15 protein-coding genes (1 of these 15 cut by a window edge) are annotated in these 15,532 nt (G+C 72.0%); 8 read left to right on the top strand and 7 right to left on the bottom strand.

Features of this window, described 5'->3' with window-relative positions; all coding sequences use genetic code 11:
• Positions 1 to 49 precede the first annotated feature (49 nt).
• Together AC1HIL_RS01095 and AC1HIL_RS01090 are read right to left on the bottom strand one after the other, a co-directional pair.
• Complete coding sequence (locus AC1HIL_RS01095; protein WP_057597632.1) at positions 50 to 328, bottom strand: BTH_I0359 family protein; 279 nt, start codon at positions 326 to 328, stop codon at positions 50 to 52.
• Positions 329 to 445: 117 nt separating this feature from the next.
• Positions 446 to 1,627 carry a DUF3108 domain-containing protein gene (locus tag AC1HIL_RS01090; RefSeq protein ID WP_479670948.1) on the bottom strand — a complete coding sequence of 394 codons (1,182 nt, stop codon included), beginning with the start codon at positions 1,625 to 1,627 and terminating at the stop codon, positions 446 to 448.
• A gap of 132 nt (positions 1,628 to 1,759) precedes the next feature.
• On the opposite strand from AC1HIL_RS01090, the gene AC1HIL_RS01085 reads away from it, so the two are divergent.
• Entirely contained in the window at positions 1,760 to 2,857 is a 1,098-nt protein-coding gene (locus tag AC1HIL_RS01085; RefSeq protein ID WP_296740766.1) for a fumarylacetoacetate hydrolase family protein, read from the top strand.
• A 10-nt stretch (positions 2,858 to 2,867) separates the two neighbouring features.
• Here the strand turns inward: AC1HIL_RS01085 and AC1HIL_RS01080 are convergent, their stop codons facing one another.
• Positions 2,868 to 3,653: a response regulator transcription factor gene (locus tag AC1HIL_RS01080; protein ID WP_093356030.1), complete on the bottom strand. Its 786-nt coding sequence runs from the start codon at positions 3,651 to 3,653 to the stop codon at positions 2,868 to 2,870.
• Positions 3,654 to 3,741: 88 nt separating this feature from the next.
• Between AC1HIL_RS01080 and AC1HIL_RS01075 the strand changes: the two genes are divergently transcribed.
• The 3 genes from AC1HIL_RS01075 to AC1HIL_RS01065 are packed head-to-tail and all read left to right on the top strand — an operon-like array spanning position 3,742 to position 6,744.
• Entirely contained in the window at positions 3,742 to 5,532 is a 1,791-nt protein-coding gene (locus AC1HIL_RS01075; protein WP_479670947.1) for an FAD-dependent monooxygenase, read from the top strand.
• Positions 5,529 to 5,750: a hypothetical protein gene (locus AC1HIL_RS01070; RefSeq protein ID WP_057597424.1), complete on the top strand. Its 222-nt coding sequence runs from the start codon at positions 5,529 to 5,531 to the stop codon at positions 5,748 to 5,750. The genes AC1HIL_RS01075 and AC1HIL_RS01070 overlap by 4 nt, the downstream gene beginning before the upstream one ends.
• A gap of 19 nt (positions 5,751 to 5,769) precedes the next feature.
• The gene (locus AC1HIL_RS01065) at positions 5,770 to 6,744 is read left to right on the top strand and encodes a Bug family tripartite tricarboxylate transporter substrate binding protein (protein WP_057597429.1); all 975 of its coding nucleotides are present in this window, start codon (positions 5,770 to 5,772) and stop codon (positions 6,742 to 6,744) included.
• Positions 6,745 to 6,763: 19 nt separating this feature from the next.
• On the opposite strand, the gene AC1HIL_RS01060 is transcribed toward AC1HIL_RS01065, so the two are convergent.
• Positions 6,764 to 7,969: a toxin-antitoxin system YwqK family antitoxin gene (locus AC1HIL_RS01060; protein WP_479670946.1), complete on the bottom strand. Its 1,206-nt coding sequence runs from the start codon at positions 7,967 to 7,969 to the stop codon at positions 6,764 to 6,766.
• Positions 7,966 to 8,379 (bottom strand): VOC family protein, encoded by a 414-nt coding sequence (locus tag AC1HIL_RS01055; RefSeq protein ID WP_057597423.1) that lies wholly within the window; start codon positions 8,377 to 8,379, stop codon positions 7,966 to 7,968. Before AC1HIL_RS01055 ends, AC1HIL_RS01060 begins: the two co-directional genes overlap by 4 nt.
• Positions 8,380 to 8,580: 201 nt before the next feature.
• On the opposite strand from AC1HIL_RS01055, the gene AC1HIL_RS01050 reads away from it, so the two are divergent.
• The 4 genes from AC1HIL_RS01050 to AC1HIL_RS01035 all read left to right on the top strand — a co-directional run bounded on the left by AC1HIL_RS01050 (position 8,581) and on the right by AC1HIL_RS01035 (position 13,522).
• Positions 8,581 to 9,777 carry a TraB/GumN family protein gene (locus tag AC1HIL_RS01050; RefSeq protein ID WP_479672742.1) on the top strand — a complete coding sequence of 399 codons (1,197 nt, stop codon included), beginning with the start codon at positions 8,581 to 8,583 and terminating at the stop codon, positions 9,775 to 9,777.
• 11 nt (positions 9,778 to 9,788) lie between these two features.
• Positions 9,789 to 10,160, top strand: a complete 372-nt coding sequence (locus AC1HIL_RS01045; protein ID WP_057597421.1) for a DUF2946 family protein — start codon at positions 9,789 to 9,791, stop codon at positions 10,158 to 10,160.
• 117 nt (positions 10,161 to 10,277) lie between these two features.
• Entirely contained in the window at positions 10,278 to 12,575 is a 2,298-nt protein-coding gene (locus tag AC1HIL_RS01040; protein WP_479672459.1) for a TonB-dependent receptor, read from the top strand.
• 44 nt (positions 12,576 to 12,619) lie between these two features.
• On the top strand, positions 12,620 to 13,522 hold the full coding sequence (locus AC1HIL_RS01035) for a copper chaperone PCu(A)C domain-containing protein (protein WP_479670944.1): 903 nt from the start codon (positions 12,620 to 12,622) through the stop codon (positions 13,520 to 13,522).
• A 25-nt stretch (positions 13,523 to 13,547) separates the two neighbouring features.
• Here the strand turns inward: AC1HIL_RS01035 and AC1HIL_RS01030 are convergent, their stop codons facing one another.
• On the bottom strand, positions 13,548 to 15,323 hold the full coding sequence (locus AC1HIL_RS01030; RefSeq protein WP_261210145.1) for a phospholipase D family protein: 1,776 nt from the start codon (positions 15,321 to 15,323) through the stop codon (positions 13,548 to 13,550).
• A 98-nt stretch (positions 15,324 to 15,421) separates the two neighbouring features.
• Positions 15,422 to 15,532, bottom strand: the 3' portion of a protein-coding gene (locus AC1HIL_RS01025; RefSeq protein ID WP_057597884.1) for an ATP-binding cassette domain-containing protein. It continues 1,788 nt past the right edge of the window; only the last 111 of its 1,899 coding nucleotides appear in the window; its start codon lies beyond the right edge, outside the window — the gene reads right to left on this strand; the stop codon is at positions 15,422 to 15,424.

Raw genomic sequence — 15,532 nt, 5'->3', positions numbered from 1 at the left:
AAAGAAAAAGCGCCCCGCGGGGCGTTTCGTTATTGGCACGGGGCTCGGCTCAGTGCACCAGCAGCGGCGTCTGTGCCAGTTCGGCATAGCCCTCGAGCGTGTCCTCGACCTCTTCCTGGGTCGGCGTGTTGAGCTGCCAGGCCGCGATCTGCTGGCGGAACAGCTCGGCCCAGGAACCGTCGAGGTAGAGCTCCTTGCCGGAACGCTTGTCGACGATCTCGAAGCCGTGGCGCTCGAGCACCGGCACGTTGGGTTCGGCAGGAACCTCGCCTTCGTTCGGCTGCACGTGCACGACGACGAAGGAATCCGAGTCGTAAAGCATGTTCATGGCGGGGCCTGTGAGGATGTCGAGGGCGTTCATGAGGGTTACATAGCAATCAACGCGCCAGTTTCAAGATGGGTTGTCGTGTTGCCATTAAAACGTTTGGATGCCTGGTTTTTCGCATCAACCGGGGGGCGTGGCGGGTAGGGGTTTGCGCAATTGGGCGTCGGCGAAGTCGCCGTTCGGCTCGGTCTGGCGAATCCGCACCGGCAGGTAGCCATAGGCCGGGGCCAGCCAGAGCTCGACTTTCCGGTCGAAAGGCTTGCGTGGATCGCGCGTGAGCTTGCGCGCCAGGTACTCGCCGGCCGGCAGGTTCAGTTTCTCTTCGTCGCCGACCACGAACACCCAGACGTCGGCATCGCGCGCGCCCACGGTCTGGATCGCGATCCGCGTGCCGGCCGGGTAGCGCTCGGGGCTGGCCGCCAGCAGGCCGCCGAGCTGCATCATGACGCTCATGCGGTCCTGCGCGCCGGGCTGGAGCGGCACGGGCGGCGCGTTGTTGCTGAACACCACCTTGCCGCGGTCGCGCGCGAAATGCGAGGCCACTTCGGCCTTGCGGCTCTCGGAATAGCGCTCGGGCTCCAGCCCCGAGGGGCCGATCACTCCGGTGCTGCGCCAGTTCAGCAAGGTGAAGAAGACGGCCTTGAGCGTCAGCCGGCCGTCGTAGCGGGTGCCGTCCTGCAGCCACACCAGCTCGCCGAACACGCCGCGCTGCGGCGAGGCGCCGATCTGGCCCGTGGCCTCGAAATCGAGCGTGACCGAGCCCGGGATGCGCAGCGACTGGGTGCCGGCCATCGTGGCGGGCGCTTCGCCGGCGCCGGTAGCGGGCGCGCTGCCCGGTGTGGCGGGTGGGGTGGCGGCCGCGCTGGCGGGCGGCTCGGGCGCGGGTGCTGCTCCTGAATCGGGAGCAGCCTGCGCCACCAGGTCGGGTGTTTCGGGATCCTTGGGCGCACTGGCCTCGGGCGCGGGATCGGGCGAGGGCGCGGCCGCCGCAGGGACCGGATCGGGCTTCGGACGCGGCGCGTGCACCGCGCGCGGCCGCAGCGGCCGGGTCGGCGCGGGCGGGGCCGTCGCGGCGGGCGGCGGCGCCGCCGCGGGCGTTTCGGCCACCGGCGGCGCGATCACGATGGTGCGCGTGCTGAACTTGGTGATCGGCGACGCGGGCTCGGCCCCGAGCCCGGCCGGCGCGAGGCCCAGCAGCGCCATGTGCGCGAGCGCCACCAGCAGCGTCAGCAGCGCCAGCGCCCGCCACGAGGGCCGCCAGGGCGCCGGGGAGGAGGGTGGGGGAGCGACGGTCGTCGGCATGGAAGGTGGAGTGGGCGCCGCCACCGAGGTTCATCGGGGCCACCTCGGTACACTGCCGCCCGTCCAACCAGTTTAGGGGAGCGGCGCGCGGCCCGGCGCGGCGCCCCGTCGCCTTTTTCCCAGCACCGCACCATGAAACTCGCCACCCTCAAGGACGGCTCGCGCGACGGCCAGCTCGTCGTCGTGTCGCGCGACCTCACGCTCGCCCACTACGCCACCGGCATCGCCCACCGCCTGCAGCAGGTGCTCGACGACTGGGGTTTCATGGCGCCGCAGTTGCAGGACCTGTACGCCGCGCTCAACGCCGGCCGCGCGCGCCACGCCTTTCCCTTCGATCCCGCCCAGTGCATGGCGCCGCTGCCGCGCGCCTACCAGTGGGCCGACGGCTCGGCCTACCTCAATCACGTCGAGCTGGTGCGCAAGGCGCGCAATGCCGAGGTGCCCGAGAGCTTCTACCAGGACCCGCTGATGTACCAGGGCGGCAGCGACGACTTCATCGGCCCGACCGACGACGTGGTCGTGCCCAGCGAGGCCATGGGCATCGACTTCGAGGCCGAGATCGCGGTCGTCACCGGCGACGTGAAGATGGGCGCCACGCCCGAGCAGGCGCTCGACGGCATCCGCCTCGTGATGCTGGCCAACGACGTCAGCCTGCGCAACCTGATCCCGGCCGAGCTCGCCAAGGGCTTCGGATTCTTCCAGAGCAAGCCCGCCACCGCCTTCAGCCCCGTGGCCGTGACCCTCGACGAGCTCGGCGAGGCCTGGATCGGCGGCCGCGTGCACCTCGCGCTGCAGAGCAGCTGGAACGGCCGCAAGGTCGGCCTGTGCGAGGCCGGCCCCGAGATGACCTTCCATTTCGGCCAGCTCATCGCGCATGTCGCCAAGACGCGCAACGTGCGCGCCGGCAGCATCGTCGGCAGCGGCACTGTGAGCAACCAGGGCGTGGAGAAGAACGGCCGCATGGAATGGCCGCGCGGCTATTCGTGCATCGCCGAGAAGCGCTGCATCGAGACCATCCAGGACGGCGCGCCCTCGACCGAGTTCATGCGCTACGGCGACACCATCCGCATCGAGATGAAGGGGCTCGACGGCCGCTCGATGTTCGGCGCGATCGACCAGGAGATCGTGGCGCCGGGCGGGCGCGCGAAGGCGGCGGCGGACGAGGCCGCGAAGCCCGCGCCGGTGGCCGTGCCCGACGACGCGGCCGAGCCGCAGGCTTCCGAGGACTGAGCGCGCCCGCTCACTGCGCCGCGGGCCAGCCGCGCAGCAATTCCTTCTGCGACCGTATCCCCAGCCGCCGGAACGCCCGGTACTGGTGGGTGCGCACGGTCGTGAGCTCGACCCCGATCTCGCGCGCCGCCTCCTTCGCGGTGCGCCCGGCCATCAGGTGGCCGATGACCTCGCGCTCGCGCAGGCTCAGCGTGAGCAGCCGCGAGGCCAGCGCCGGTGCCGTGGCCTCGCGCGCGGCCACGGCGCTGCGGCCGTGGGCGGTGGTGGCATCGGCCAGCAGGGTGGCGTGGCGCTCGATGACGGCGAAGTCGGCGGCGCCGAACTCGGGCTGCGCCAGGCTGCGGTAGAAGCTCACGGCCACGCGCTGGCCCGTGGGCAGCAGCAACAGCACCGAGGCGCGCTCGCGGATGCCGACGTCGCCATAGCAGGCGGCGCGGTAGGCCGGATCGGCCACCTCGTCGCCGAGCTGGTGGCCCAGCCACAGCTGCGCGCGCCGCGGCAGCTTGCGCGCGGCCAGCCAGGCCATGTTGGGATCGAGCAGGTCGAAGCGCTGCGCCACGTAGCGCTCGGCCGTGCGCTCGGCCGTGCTGCCGTAGCTGCTGGCCGCCGACACGGTCTCGATGCGGCCGCTGGCGCCGACCGCGAACACGGTGCAGAAGGTGACGGGCATCACGCGCTGCATCGCGGCGAGGTAGCTGGCCGCGAGGTGCGGCGTGCCGACGCCGGCGAGCACGTCGCCGACCACGCTGGCCGACAGCGTGGCCTCGGGCGCGGCGGGAAGGCGCCAGCGTTTCATGGGGCGGGGAGAGGGCAGGGGATTCGGGTAAACACTTCGTACGAAGTTATGACAATGCGGCGGCGGGCGCGTCGGGACAATCCCGGGCATGAACCGCCCCGTTGCTCCCTCGAATCCCTCGCCGGCCGCGCGCCCCGGCGATGCCGCCGGCGGACCGCTGCCGCCGGCAGCGGCCGGCCTGCCGCCCTCGGTCGGCGCCTTCGACTACACGCGCTACCCGGTGCGCCTGCCGGCGCTCGCGGCCGACGGCCTCGAGGCCGTGGCGGGCGGCAGCCATCCGGTGGTGATCGCGGGCGGCGGCCCGGTCGGCATGGCGCTCGCCCTGGGGCTCGCCAACCACGGCGTGCGCAGCGTGATCCTCGAGGCCGACGACACGGTCTGCGTGGGCAGCCGCGCGGCCTGCATCTCGCGCCGCAGCCTGGAGATCATGGCGCGCCTGGGCGTGCTGCCGGCCTTCCTGGCCAAGGGCCTGCCGTGGACCGGCGGGCGCAGCTTCTACAAGACCGAGGAGGTGTTCCGCTTCGAGATGCCGCACGACGCGCGGCAGAAGCTGCCGCCGATGATCAACCTCGAGCAGTACTACGCCGAGCACTACCTGCTCGAGGAGATCGAGCGCCGCAACGCCGCGGCGCCGGGGCTGATCGACATCCGCTGGGGCACCGAGCTCACCGGCCTTTCGCAGGACGACGCGGGCGTGCTGCTCGAGGCGCGCAACGCGCAGGGCGAGTACAGGCTGCGCGGCCGGTGGCTCGCGGCCTGCGACGGCGGCCAGAGCTTCGTGCGCAAGGCGCTGGGCCTGGCGCTCGAGGGCACGGGCTACGAAGGCCGCTACGTGATCATCGACATCGAACTCAAGAGCGGCCACCCGACCGAGCGCCGCGCCTGGTTCGACCCGCCGTGGAACCCGGGCTCGACCGTGCTGATGCACCGGCAGCCCGACGACATCTGGCGCATCGACTACCAGCTGCGCGCCGGCCAGAGCACGGAGGAGGCGCTGCAGCCGCAGGCCGTGGCCGAGTTCGTGCAGCGCCATCTCGACGCCATCGGCGAGGGCCGCCTGCCGTGGAAGACGGTCTGGACCTCGGTCTACCGCGCCGGCGCGATGACGCTCTCGAGCTACCGCCACGGCCGCGTGCTGTTCGCGGGCAACGCGGCGCATGCGATGCCGATCTTCGGCGTGCGCGGCCTCAACTCGGGCTTCGACGATGCCGACAACCTGGCCTGGAAGCTGGCCTTCGTGGCGCGCGGCCTGTCGGAGGCCGCGCTGCTCGACAGCTACTCGGCCGAGCGCATCGCCGCCTTCCACGTCAATGCCGAGAACGCGATGCGCAGCACCGAGTTCATGTCGCCGCCCTCGCGCGGCTTCGACCTGCTGCGCGAGGCCGCGCTGTCGCTGTCGGGCGCGCACCGCGGCATCGCGCAACTGATCAATCCGCGCCAGACGCAGGCGGTGCGCTACGAGGATTCGCCGCTGTCGAGCGAAGATGGCGACGCGCTGCCCGCGGGCCCGCTGCCCGGCGAGGCGATGCCCGAGCAGCAGCTCGCGCAGGGCCATCTCACCGACCGGATCGGCGCGTGCTTCACGTTGCTCGTGCTGCGGCCCGCGGGCGCGGATTTCGAACTGCCAGCCGGCGACATCGCCGCGGCGCGCGCCGGTGCCCTGCCGTTCGCGCTGTGCACCGTCGCGGCCGACGGCCCCGCCGATGCCCATGCCGACGCGCGGGTGTTCGAGGCCCTCGGCGCGCGCGAGGGCGCCGTCTACCTGCTGCGCCCCGACGGCCACGTGGCCGCGCGCTGGCGCCGCCTGGGCGCGGGCGTGCTGCCGCGCGCGCTCGAACGCGCGGCCGCCGCCGTGCAACTGGAGACCCTCGCCGCATGACCACCGCACTTCCCACCCTGGCCCCCGAGGCCCGCGACCGCCTCTACGCCGACTGCGCGAACGCCATCAGCGAGGCCGGCGCCGAGCGCGAATCGCTGTTCCTCGCGCGGCTCGCGCTGCTGCTGTTCGAGCAGGTCGGCGACGAGGCGCGCTGCCGCGCCGCGCTGGCCGACGCGCTGCACGCGCTGCCCGTACCATCGCTGTCCGCAACCGAATGACAACCTGGAGATGACCCTCATGGACCGCCGTACCCTTCTTGCCACGCTCGCCTCGGGCGCCGCCGTGGCCGCCGCGCCCTTCGCCCGCGCGCAGGACTATCCCTCGCAACTGATCCGCTGGGTGGTGCCCTATCCCGCGGGCGGCGGCACCGACGTGATCGCGCGCGCGCTGGCCGAGGCCATGCGCCAGACGCTGGGCCAGCAGATCGTGATCGACAACCGTCCCGGCGCCTCGACCAACATCGGCGCCGACATGGTCGCCAAGAGCAAGCCCGACGGCTACACCGTGCTGTCGGCCGACAACGCCGTGCTGGCCTTCAACGAACACCTGTTCGGCAAGCTGCCCTTCAACCCCGAGAAGGACTTCAGCTACATCGGCGCGATCGGCAAGTTCCCGCTGGCGCTGGTGGTGCATCCGGACTTCCCGGCCAAGAACTTCAAGGAGTTCCTGGCCTACGTGAAGGCCAACCCCGGCAAGGTCAACTACGCCTCGCCGGGCAACGGCTCGCCGCATCACCTGGCGATGGAGATGTTCAAGGTGCGCACCGGCACCTTCATCACCCACATCCCCTACCGCGGCGCCGCGCCGGCCATGGCCGACGTGATGGGCGGCCAGGTGCCGTGCATGTTCCTCGACCTGGCCTCGGGCCTGTCGATCATGAAGGGCAACAAGGTGCGCGTGCTGGCCATCGGCTCGGGCGCGCGCAGCAAGCTGCTGCCCGAGGTGCCGACGCTGGCCGAGGTGGGCGTGTCGAACTCCGAGGTGTTCGCGTTCCAGGGCGTGCTCGGCCCGGCCGGCCTGCCAGCGCCGGTGGTGAACAAGCTCAACGGCGACCTCAACCGCGCCTTCGGCAATCCGCAGGTGCAGAAGCGCTTCGAGGACTTCGGCATGGAAGCCATGCCCGGCACGCCGGCGCAGTTCGCGGCGCTGTCGCGCGCCGAGTCGAAGCGCTGGGGCCCGATCATCAAGCAGGCAGGCATCAAGCTCGACTGATCGCCCCCGAGGGAGGCCGTCAGCGCGCGTAGGCCTTGCGCGAGCCGTCCTCGAACACCTCGTCGTCGCGCACCAGTTCGCCGTTCTCGTCCCAGCCGCGCTCGCGCGTGACGCGGCCGCGCGCGTCGAAGCTCGATTCGGCGACCAGCGTGCCCTTCTCGTCGAAGCGCTGGTGCGTGCCCTGCGGCAACTGCCGCGCGCCGCGCGCGCCCACGAGGTAGCGGCCCAGCGCGGCGCGCTGGCCGTTGTCGTGGAACTCGGTGACCAGCACCGTGCGCGCATTGCCCGTGCCGCTGTAGACCGACCTGGTGTGCGGCTGGCCGTTGAGGTAGTAGCTGTCGTCGCCGATCGGCTCGCCGGCGCTGTTCCAGCGCTGGTCGCGCACCAGCGTGCCGCGCTCGGAGAACTCCTGGTCGCGCAGGCGGATCGCCGAGCGCGACGCCCCCAGCAGCGAGACGGTCTCGCGGCGCTTCACGCCCTCGGAAGAGAACTGGCGCTCGGTGCGCTGGTTGCCATTGATCTCGTCGAGCTGCGAGGGCTTGCCGTTGTCGTAGAAATCCTGCGTGCGCACGCGCTTGCCGGCCAGGTAGGACTGGCGCGAGCGCAGGATGCCGCGCGCGTCGAACAGCTCGACCTGCGAGGGCGCGCCGCCGAAGCCGCACAGCCGCGCGTCGTCGGCCGCGGGCGCCAGCATCGGCGCGTTGCCGCAGCGCAGCGCCGAGAGCTGGCCGCGCTCGGTGAACTCGGCCGAGGCCCGGTCGCCGCCCTGCTCGGGATAGAAGCTGGCGCGGCGCAGCTTGCCGCTGGCATGGAAGCTTCGCACCAGGCCGCGTTCCTGGCCGTCGTCGTAGGTGGCTTCGCGCAGCACCTGGCCGCCGGGCGCGAACTCGCGCGCCAGGCCGTGCATGTTGCCCTTGGCGTTGAGCGTGTGCTCCTTCGCGAGCCGGCCGTTCTCGTAGACGCGCACCAGGCCCATGAAGACACCGTTCTGGATCTGCTCCTCGCGCAGCAGCTGGCCGCTGCCGCGGTCCTTGCAGCGCAGCACGCCGGTCTTGCGCGCGGTCTCGCCGCCGTTGGCGGGGTTGACCGGCTGGCCGTTGAGCTCGCAGTCCTGCGCCGCGCGCGCGGCGGTCGCGCCGGCGAACAGCAGCGCCAGCGATGTGGCCAGGGCCAGCCGCGCCGCGAGCCGCGGAACATCGACCGGCCGGACCGGAGCGTGGGTCACTTGTCGTAAAGCGCGTCGAGCGAGCGGAAGCCCTTGGCCTCGATCGGGTTGCCGAAGGGGTCGCAGAAGAACATGGTCCACTGCTCGCCCGGCTGGCCTTCGAAGCGCACCTGGGGCTTGAGCACGAAGTCGGTGCCGGCGGCCTCGAGCCGCGCGGCCAGCGCCTGCCAGTCGGGCAGGGCCAGCACGATGCCGAAGTGCGGCATCGGCACCATCGCATCGCCGACCCGGCCGGTGCGCGTGGTGGCGAAGGGTTCGCCCAGGTGGAGCGAGATCTGGTGGCCGAAAAAGTCGAAATCGACCCAGGTGTCGGTGCTGCGGCCTTCGGCGCAGCCGAGGGCCTCGCCATAGAAGCGGCGCGCGACGTCGAGGTCGCGCACGTGGAAGGCGAGATGGAAGATGCTCTGCATGTTCCGGATTATGGGCAGCGGTGCTGTTGTAATGCCGGACTTTCTTTCTTCATGGAGCGAGCCTTGCGGATACTCCGGGCACTGGTTGCACCGAGGCGCGAAATCGACAAGCCGTCCGATCGGTCGGCACGGCGCATGCGCCTGGTCTCCTCATCTTTCCTCTCTTCCTTTCGTTTCTCCTTCTCCTGGGCGCGCGGCGCGTTGCCGGCCCTGGTCGGTGCCTGCTGCGCGCTGGCCGGCGTGGCGGCGCAGGCAGCCTGCCCGCCCTCGGCCATCGGCAGCCTCGAGCGCTCGCGCAGTTCGAGCGACCAGCGCAGCGGCGCCGACCGCGGCCTGCTGTGGCGCATCGAGAAGGACGGCCGCACCTCGTGGCTGTACGGCACCATCCACCTCGGGCGCGCGCCCTGGCTGCGCCCCGGCCCGACCGTGCAGCGCGCGCTCGGACAGAGCGACGCGCTGGCGCTCGAGATCGACGTGCGCGATCCCGCCGCGATGAAGCCGCTGACCCAGCCGGCCGACCCGGCGCTGGTCGCGCGGCTGCTCAGCGGCGAGCGCGCGCGCCGGCTCGCGCGGCAGAACGAAATCGCCTGCGTGACGCCGGGCGCCAACGCGGCGCTGCAGCCGATCCTGCAGGTGACGGCGCTGACCGGCCTGGCCGGGCGGGCCGACGGCCTCTATCCCGATTTCGGCATCGACGAGATGCTGGCCGTGTGGGCGCGCAACGCCAACAAGCCGGTGTTCGCGCTCGAGAACCCGGCCGCCCAGCTCGAGATGCTGACCGGCGGCTCCGAGGAGGAGGAGGCGGCGCAGATCGACTCGGCGCTCGACGAACTCGAATCGGGCCAGTTGCGCGCCCAGCTCAAGGAGCTGGCCGACGCCTGGGGGCGCAGCGACCTCGCGCGGCTCGCGCGCTATCCCGAGTGGTGCGACTGCATGCGCACGCCGGCCGAACAGCGGCTGATGACGCGGCTGCTCGACGACCGCAACCCGATCCTGGCGGCCGGCATCGCGCGCATGCACGACGGCGGCCAGCGGGTGTTCGCGGCCGTGGGCGCGCTGCACATGATCGGCGCGCAGGGTCTGCCGACCCTGCTGGCGGCGCAGGGCTTCACGGTGACCGAGGTGCTGCCGGGCGAGCGCGGCACGCTGCCCGCCGCGGCCGAGGAGCCCGAGGCCGAAGCGGCGGCGGCACCGCCCGTGCGATCGGCGCGCGGCAGCCGCTCGGCCAAGGCCGCGCCGGTTCGTGGCAAGGCGGGCGCGCGTGCGGCGGCGCCGGCCAAGGGCGGCAAGGCGGCGCCGAAGGGCGCCAAACCGGCAGCCAAGGCACCGGCCAAATCGGCGGCCAAGCCGGCCGCGAAGGCACCGGCCAAGCCCGCCGCGTCCAAAACGCGCCGATAATCGCGCCCGCCATGCACCTGATGCGCCGCCACACCCGCTTCCTCGGCCTCGCCGGCCGCTGGGTGCTGCTGTGGTTCGCGCTCTCGCTGGGCGCGGCGATCGCCTCGCCGCTGGTGCATCCGCAGGCGATCGAGCTGGTCTGCTCGAGCGCCGGTGCCGTCAAGGCGGTGGTCCACACCGAGGACGGCGTGCAGGAAATGGGCGTCTCGCACATGGACTGCCCGCTGTGCGTGCTGACCGGCGCGCCGCCGCCGGTGCCGCCGGTCGCGACCCTCGACCTTCCCCTGCCGCTGGGGCGCGTGCTCCAGCCGATTCCCGCCGCGCGCCTGGCCGCGGCCACCGCGGCGCCGCTGCCCGCGCGCGGACCGCCTTCGCGCTCCTGAAACCCTCGAGTCCATGGCTGGATGCGCCCGTTCGACGGGCGTCTCCGGTCCTTCCTGGCCAGCGTTTCGTGGAGCAGCCTCCCTGTGAACAAGCATTCCCGCGCCGTGGCGATCGCCATGGCATTCCCGCTGGGCGCCTCGCTCGGCGCGCCCGCCTGGGCGCAACCCGCGCCGGCGGCGGCTGATACGGCCGGCGCCGAGCGCGCACTCGGCGCCATCACCGTCACCGGCGGCCGGCCGACCTCGCTGCCGGCGCAGATCCCGACCACCATCGAAGGCACGACGCACGCGCAGATCGTCGAGACGGTGAACGCCACCGACAGCGAGGACGCGCTCAAGTACCTGCCGAGCCTGGTCGTGCGCAAGCGCTACATCGGCGACTTCAACCACGCGGTGCTGGCCACGCGCGCCTCGGGCACCGGCAACAGCGCGCGCTCGATGGTCTATGCCGACGGCATCATGCTGTCGAACCCGCTGGGCAACGGCGCCACCTACGCGCCGCGCTGGGGCATGGTCTCGCCCGAGGAGATCGAACGCGTCGACGTGCTGTACGGACCGTTCTCGGCCGCCTACCCCGGCAACTCGGTGGGCGCGGTGGTCGACTACGTGACGCGCATGCCCGAGAAGTTCGAGGCCCATGTCAAGCTCAGCGGCTTCGTCTCGAACTTCGATCTCTACAACAGCCATTCCTCGCCGGCCGGCCAGCAGCTCGACCTGTCGCTGGGCAGCCGCAGCGGCGACTGGTCGTGGTGGCTCAGCGCCTCGCGCACGCAGAGCAAGGGCCAGGCGCTGGTGTTCGGCAACCGGCTGCTGAGCGCGGGCACGCTCGGCAATGCCGGCACCCCGGTCGCCGGCGCGGTGCTGGGGCTCAACCCCTCGAACCAGCCCTGGTGGCTGGTCGGTGGCGCGACGATCTACGACACCACGCAGGAACAGGCCAAGCTCAAGCTGGCCTACGACTTCTCGCCCACGGTGCGCGCCACCTACACGCTGGGCGCCTGGAACAACACCACGCACGGCAGCGTCGACACCTGGCTGCGCGATCCGCTGGGCCAGCCGGTCTATGGCGGGCGGGTCAACATCGCCGGGCGCAGCTACAACCTCGACGCGCCCAGCGGCGCGCTGGTGCCGACCGAGACCCGGCTCACCCACTACATGCACGGCCTCTCGGTCAAGAGCCACAGCGGCGGCGTGTTCGACTGGGAGGTGGCGGCCAGCCTGTTCGACTACGCGAGCGACACTTCGCGCACGCCGACCACGCCGCTGCCCGGCGCTTTCCTCGGCGGGCCGGGCCGCACCACCGACATGGGCGGCAGCGGCTGGCGCACCTTCAAGGCCGCGGGCACCTGGCGGCCCACCGGCTCGGCCGAGGGCGTGGGCGCGCACGTGGTCGACTTCGGCTTCCAGCAGGACACGGCCAAGCTGCGCACCAGCGTCGGCAACACCCTCGACTGGATCGGCGGCCCGCCGGTCACGCCGTTCTCGGCCTTCAACGGCAACACCCGGCTGCAGTCGCTCTACCTGCAGGACACCTGGCGCTTCGCGCGCGACTGGAAGACCACCCTGGGCCTGCGCCACGAGCGCTGGGAGGCCTGGGGCGGTCAACTCGGCAACGCGACCCGGCTGCTCGACTTCGCGCCGCGGAAGAACAGCTACGACTCGCCCAAGGCCGCGATTGCCTGGCAGGCCACGTCCGACTGGCTGTTCAAGGCCTCGACCGGCCGCGCGGTGCGCATGCCGACCGTGAGCGAGCTCTACCAGGGCTCGATCGACGGCAACCGCATCGTCAACACCGACCCCAACCTGCGGCCCGAGCGCTCGTGGACCACCGAGCTCAGCGCCGAACGCGGCCTCGATGGCTGGGGGCTCGACGGCGTGCTGCGCACCACGCTGTTCTTCGAGCGCACGAAGGACGCGCTCTACAGCCAGGCGCTGACCAACCTCGTGAGCACGGTGCAGAACGTCGATGCCATCCGCACCCGCGGGCTCGAGGTGGCGCTGAACGCCACCGACGTCGGCCTCCGCGGGCTCGACCTCGGCGGCAGCCTCACGCTCGCGAACTCGAAGATCACGGCCAACCGCGGCTTTCCGGCCAGCGTCGGCCAGCAGCAGCCGCGCGTGCCCAAGGTGCGCGCCACCCTGCTGGCCACCTACCGGCCCGACGCCAACTGGAGCTACACCCTGGGCATGCGCTACAGCGGCAAGCAGTACGGCACGCTCGACAACAGCGATCCGAACGGCTTCGCCTACATGGGCTTCTCGAAGTTCTTCGTGGCCGACCTGCGCGTGCGCTATCGCATCGACCGCCAGTGGAGCGCATCCTTCGGCATCGACAACCTGAACAACAACAAGTACTGGGCCTTCCATCCCTATCCGCAGCGGACCTACGTGGGCGAACTCAAGTTCGACCTCTGACGCCTGCCCTGTCTTCCACCGTCTTTCCTCAAGGAGTAACTCTCATGAACCGTCACCTCACCCTGCGCAGCGTCGCCGCCGTCCTGCTGACCGGCAGCGCCGCCGCCGTGCTGGCCCACGTCACCTTGCCGCCCGGCGGCGTCACCGTGGGCAGCGACTACGACGCCGCCTTCCGCGTCGGCCATGCCTGCGAAGGCGCCAAGTCCACCACCGGCCTGGCGGTGAAGCTGCCCGCGGGCTTCGTGCTGAGCGAGGCGCAGGCGCGCAAGGGCTGGAAGCTCGATGTGCAGAAGGGCGCCGGCGGCGAGGTGCGCTGGACCGCCGAGAACGCGCAGGCCGCGCTGCCCGCCACCGAGAAGGCCGAGTTCGTGGTGCGCGGCAAGGCGCCGGCCACGCCGGGCACGCTGTGGTTCAAGGTGCTGCAGACCTGCGACGTGGGCAGCGCCGACTGGGCCGAGGTGCCGGCCTCGGGCAATTCCACCGCGGGCCTCAAGCGCCCGGCCGCCAAGCTGGACGTGGTGGCGCAAGGTGTCGCCACCGTCGACGTGCGCGACGGCTGGGTGCGCCAGTCGGTGCCGGGCCAGAGCGGCACCGGCGCCTTCATGAAGCTGACTTCGCCCACGGGCACCAAGCTCGTGGGCATCTCCACGCCCGCGGCCGGCGTGGCCGAGGTGCACGAGATGAAGATGGACGGCGACACCATGAAGATGCGCGAACTGAGCGCCGGCCTCGACCTGCCGGCCGGCCAGACGGTGGAGCTCAAGCCGGGCGGCTTCCACGTCATGCTGATGGACCTGAAGGGCGCGGTCGCCAAGGGCACGAACGTGCCGCTGACCCTGAAGTTCGAGGACGCGAAGGGCGTGAAGACCGCGCTCGACGTCACGCTGCCCGTGGGCGCGCCGGCCGGTGCCGACGCGGGCGGGGCCGCGCATCAGCACAAGCATTGAGGCCGCTTCCGCGGCGCCGGGCTGACTAGAGCAACTGGTCCGGCGCCAGCGGCCCGAAGAGCTTGAGCAGCAGGCGCAGGCTCAGGCTGGCATCGGGCTCGGTCCGGCTGTCGGGCAGGCCGCTGCCCTCGGGCGCATGCCAGACCAGCGAACCGTCGACCAGCTCGACGTGCCACGCGCGCTCGCGCAACCCGCGCTCGATCTGATCGGCGGCCAGGCGCGACAGCTCGGTGCTGCGGATCAGCAGCGCGATCTCGGTGTTCTGCAACTGCGAGCGCAGGTCGAGGTTCATCGAACCGACCACCAGCAGCCGGCCGTCCATCACCAGCACCTTCGAATGCAGCATCGCGCGCGACTCGCCGGTCACGCTGCTGCCGCCGGTCGAGCCGGTGGAACCGCCGAAGGCGCTGCCCAGGCCGGCCTGCTCGCTGCGCAGTTCGTACAGGCCGATGCCCATCTTGAGCAGTTCCTCGCGGTGGCGCGCATAGCCCACGTGGGCCACCGGCGCGTCGTTCGAGGCCAGCGAATTGGTCAGCACCCGGATGCGCACGCCGCGCGCGCGGGCGGCGGCGAAGGCCTGCTTCATGTCGGCGCCGGGCACGAAGTAGGGCGAGATGATCAGCAGGTCGGAGCGGGCCTGGCCGATGAGCTGCAGCAGTCCTTCGACCACCGTCTCGCTGCCGGCCGCGAGGTCGGAGTCGGCCGTGAGCGCGGCCGCGCTGCGCGAGACCCTGGCCTTGTCCTCGGGCTGGCTCACCACCAGCCCGGGCGCGCGGGCGCCGTCCGGGCCGCCGGGGACGTCGGCCGGGATCTTGCCGGGCTGGTCGGCCAGCATCGCGGCCGGCGCCCAGACGAAACGCGCGCTGCGCAGGTCGAGCGGCTTCTCGTCCCAGGCGCGCGCGCGCTGCTCGGCGGTGGGCGGGCCGTCGGGGCGGGGCTCGCCGTCGGGCGGCTTGGGCTGGTCGCCGGAGTTGGCGGTGGCGGGGTCGCGCGCGCGGGCCGATTCCTCGGCCAGCTCCTTGTCGGTCTGGCGCGCGCGCTCGCGGATCGCCTGCAACTCCTCGCGCGAGACCAGCGACTGCGCCGGGTAGGCGCGCTCGTTGTTCCAGTAGCTGTCGAAGCTGCGCGAGAGGTCCTGCACGATCGGGCCGGCCGCGAGCACGTCGACGTCGATGAAGTTGCCGTTGAGCGAGTTGCCGAAGTAGGCGTCGCCGAGGTTGCGCCCGCCGGTCACGCCCAGCACGTTGTCGGCCAGGAACAGCTTGTTGTGCATGCGCTGCTGGATGCGCGAGGCGTCGCCGGCCGAGTTCAGCAGCCGGCTGAAGGTCGAGCCGCGCGCGCCCGCGAGCGGGTTGAACAGCCGCAGCTCGATGTTCGGCACGAAGGCCAGGCCCAGCACCAGCGCGTCGCGGCCGGTGCTGTGGAAGTCGTCGAGCAGGATGCGCACCCGCACGCCGCGCTCGGCCGCGGCGCGCAGGCCGCGCACCAGGCGGCCCGTGCTGGCATCGACGTGGATGGCGTAGTACTGGAGGTCCAGCGTCTTCTGGGCGCCATCGATCAGCGCCAGCCGGCTGCCGTAGGCCGCCTGCGGGCCCGCCAGCAGGAGGAAGCCCGATTCGTAGCGCGCCGCGTCGGCCCGGCGGCGTTCCTGGACCAGCGTGGCCAGCGCCGTGCCGGCCGGGGAGGCCAGGGCATTGGACACCGGGCGGTCCACGTCCTGGGGCAGTTGGGCGCAGGCGCCGAGGACGAGCAGCACGGTCGCCGCCATCGATCGGCCGAGGAACGCTGGAATGAACGGCATGCGGTGGACTCCCCCGGGCGCTGTCTGTGGTCTGGATTGGGTGGGAGCCGCATGTATAGCCGAGGTCGCGGTCGTCCGGCGTCGGACGGCAGGCGGACTCAGCGGCTCGCGCCCAATTCCTCCTGCCGTTCCATCGCGCTCAGCAGTTCGTCGTCGATCTGCGTATGGCGGGCCGCCAGCTCGGTGGCGCGCGAGGCGTCGGTGGCGTA

It is taken from the genome of Variovorax sp. ISS6, from assembly GCF_056523145.1.
The sequence above is the reverse complement of the archived record's forward strand: the minus strand, read 5'-3'. Positions and strand labels throughout refer to the sequence as shown.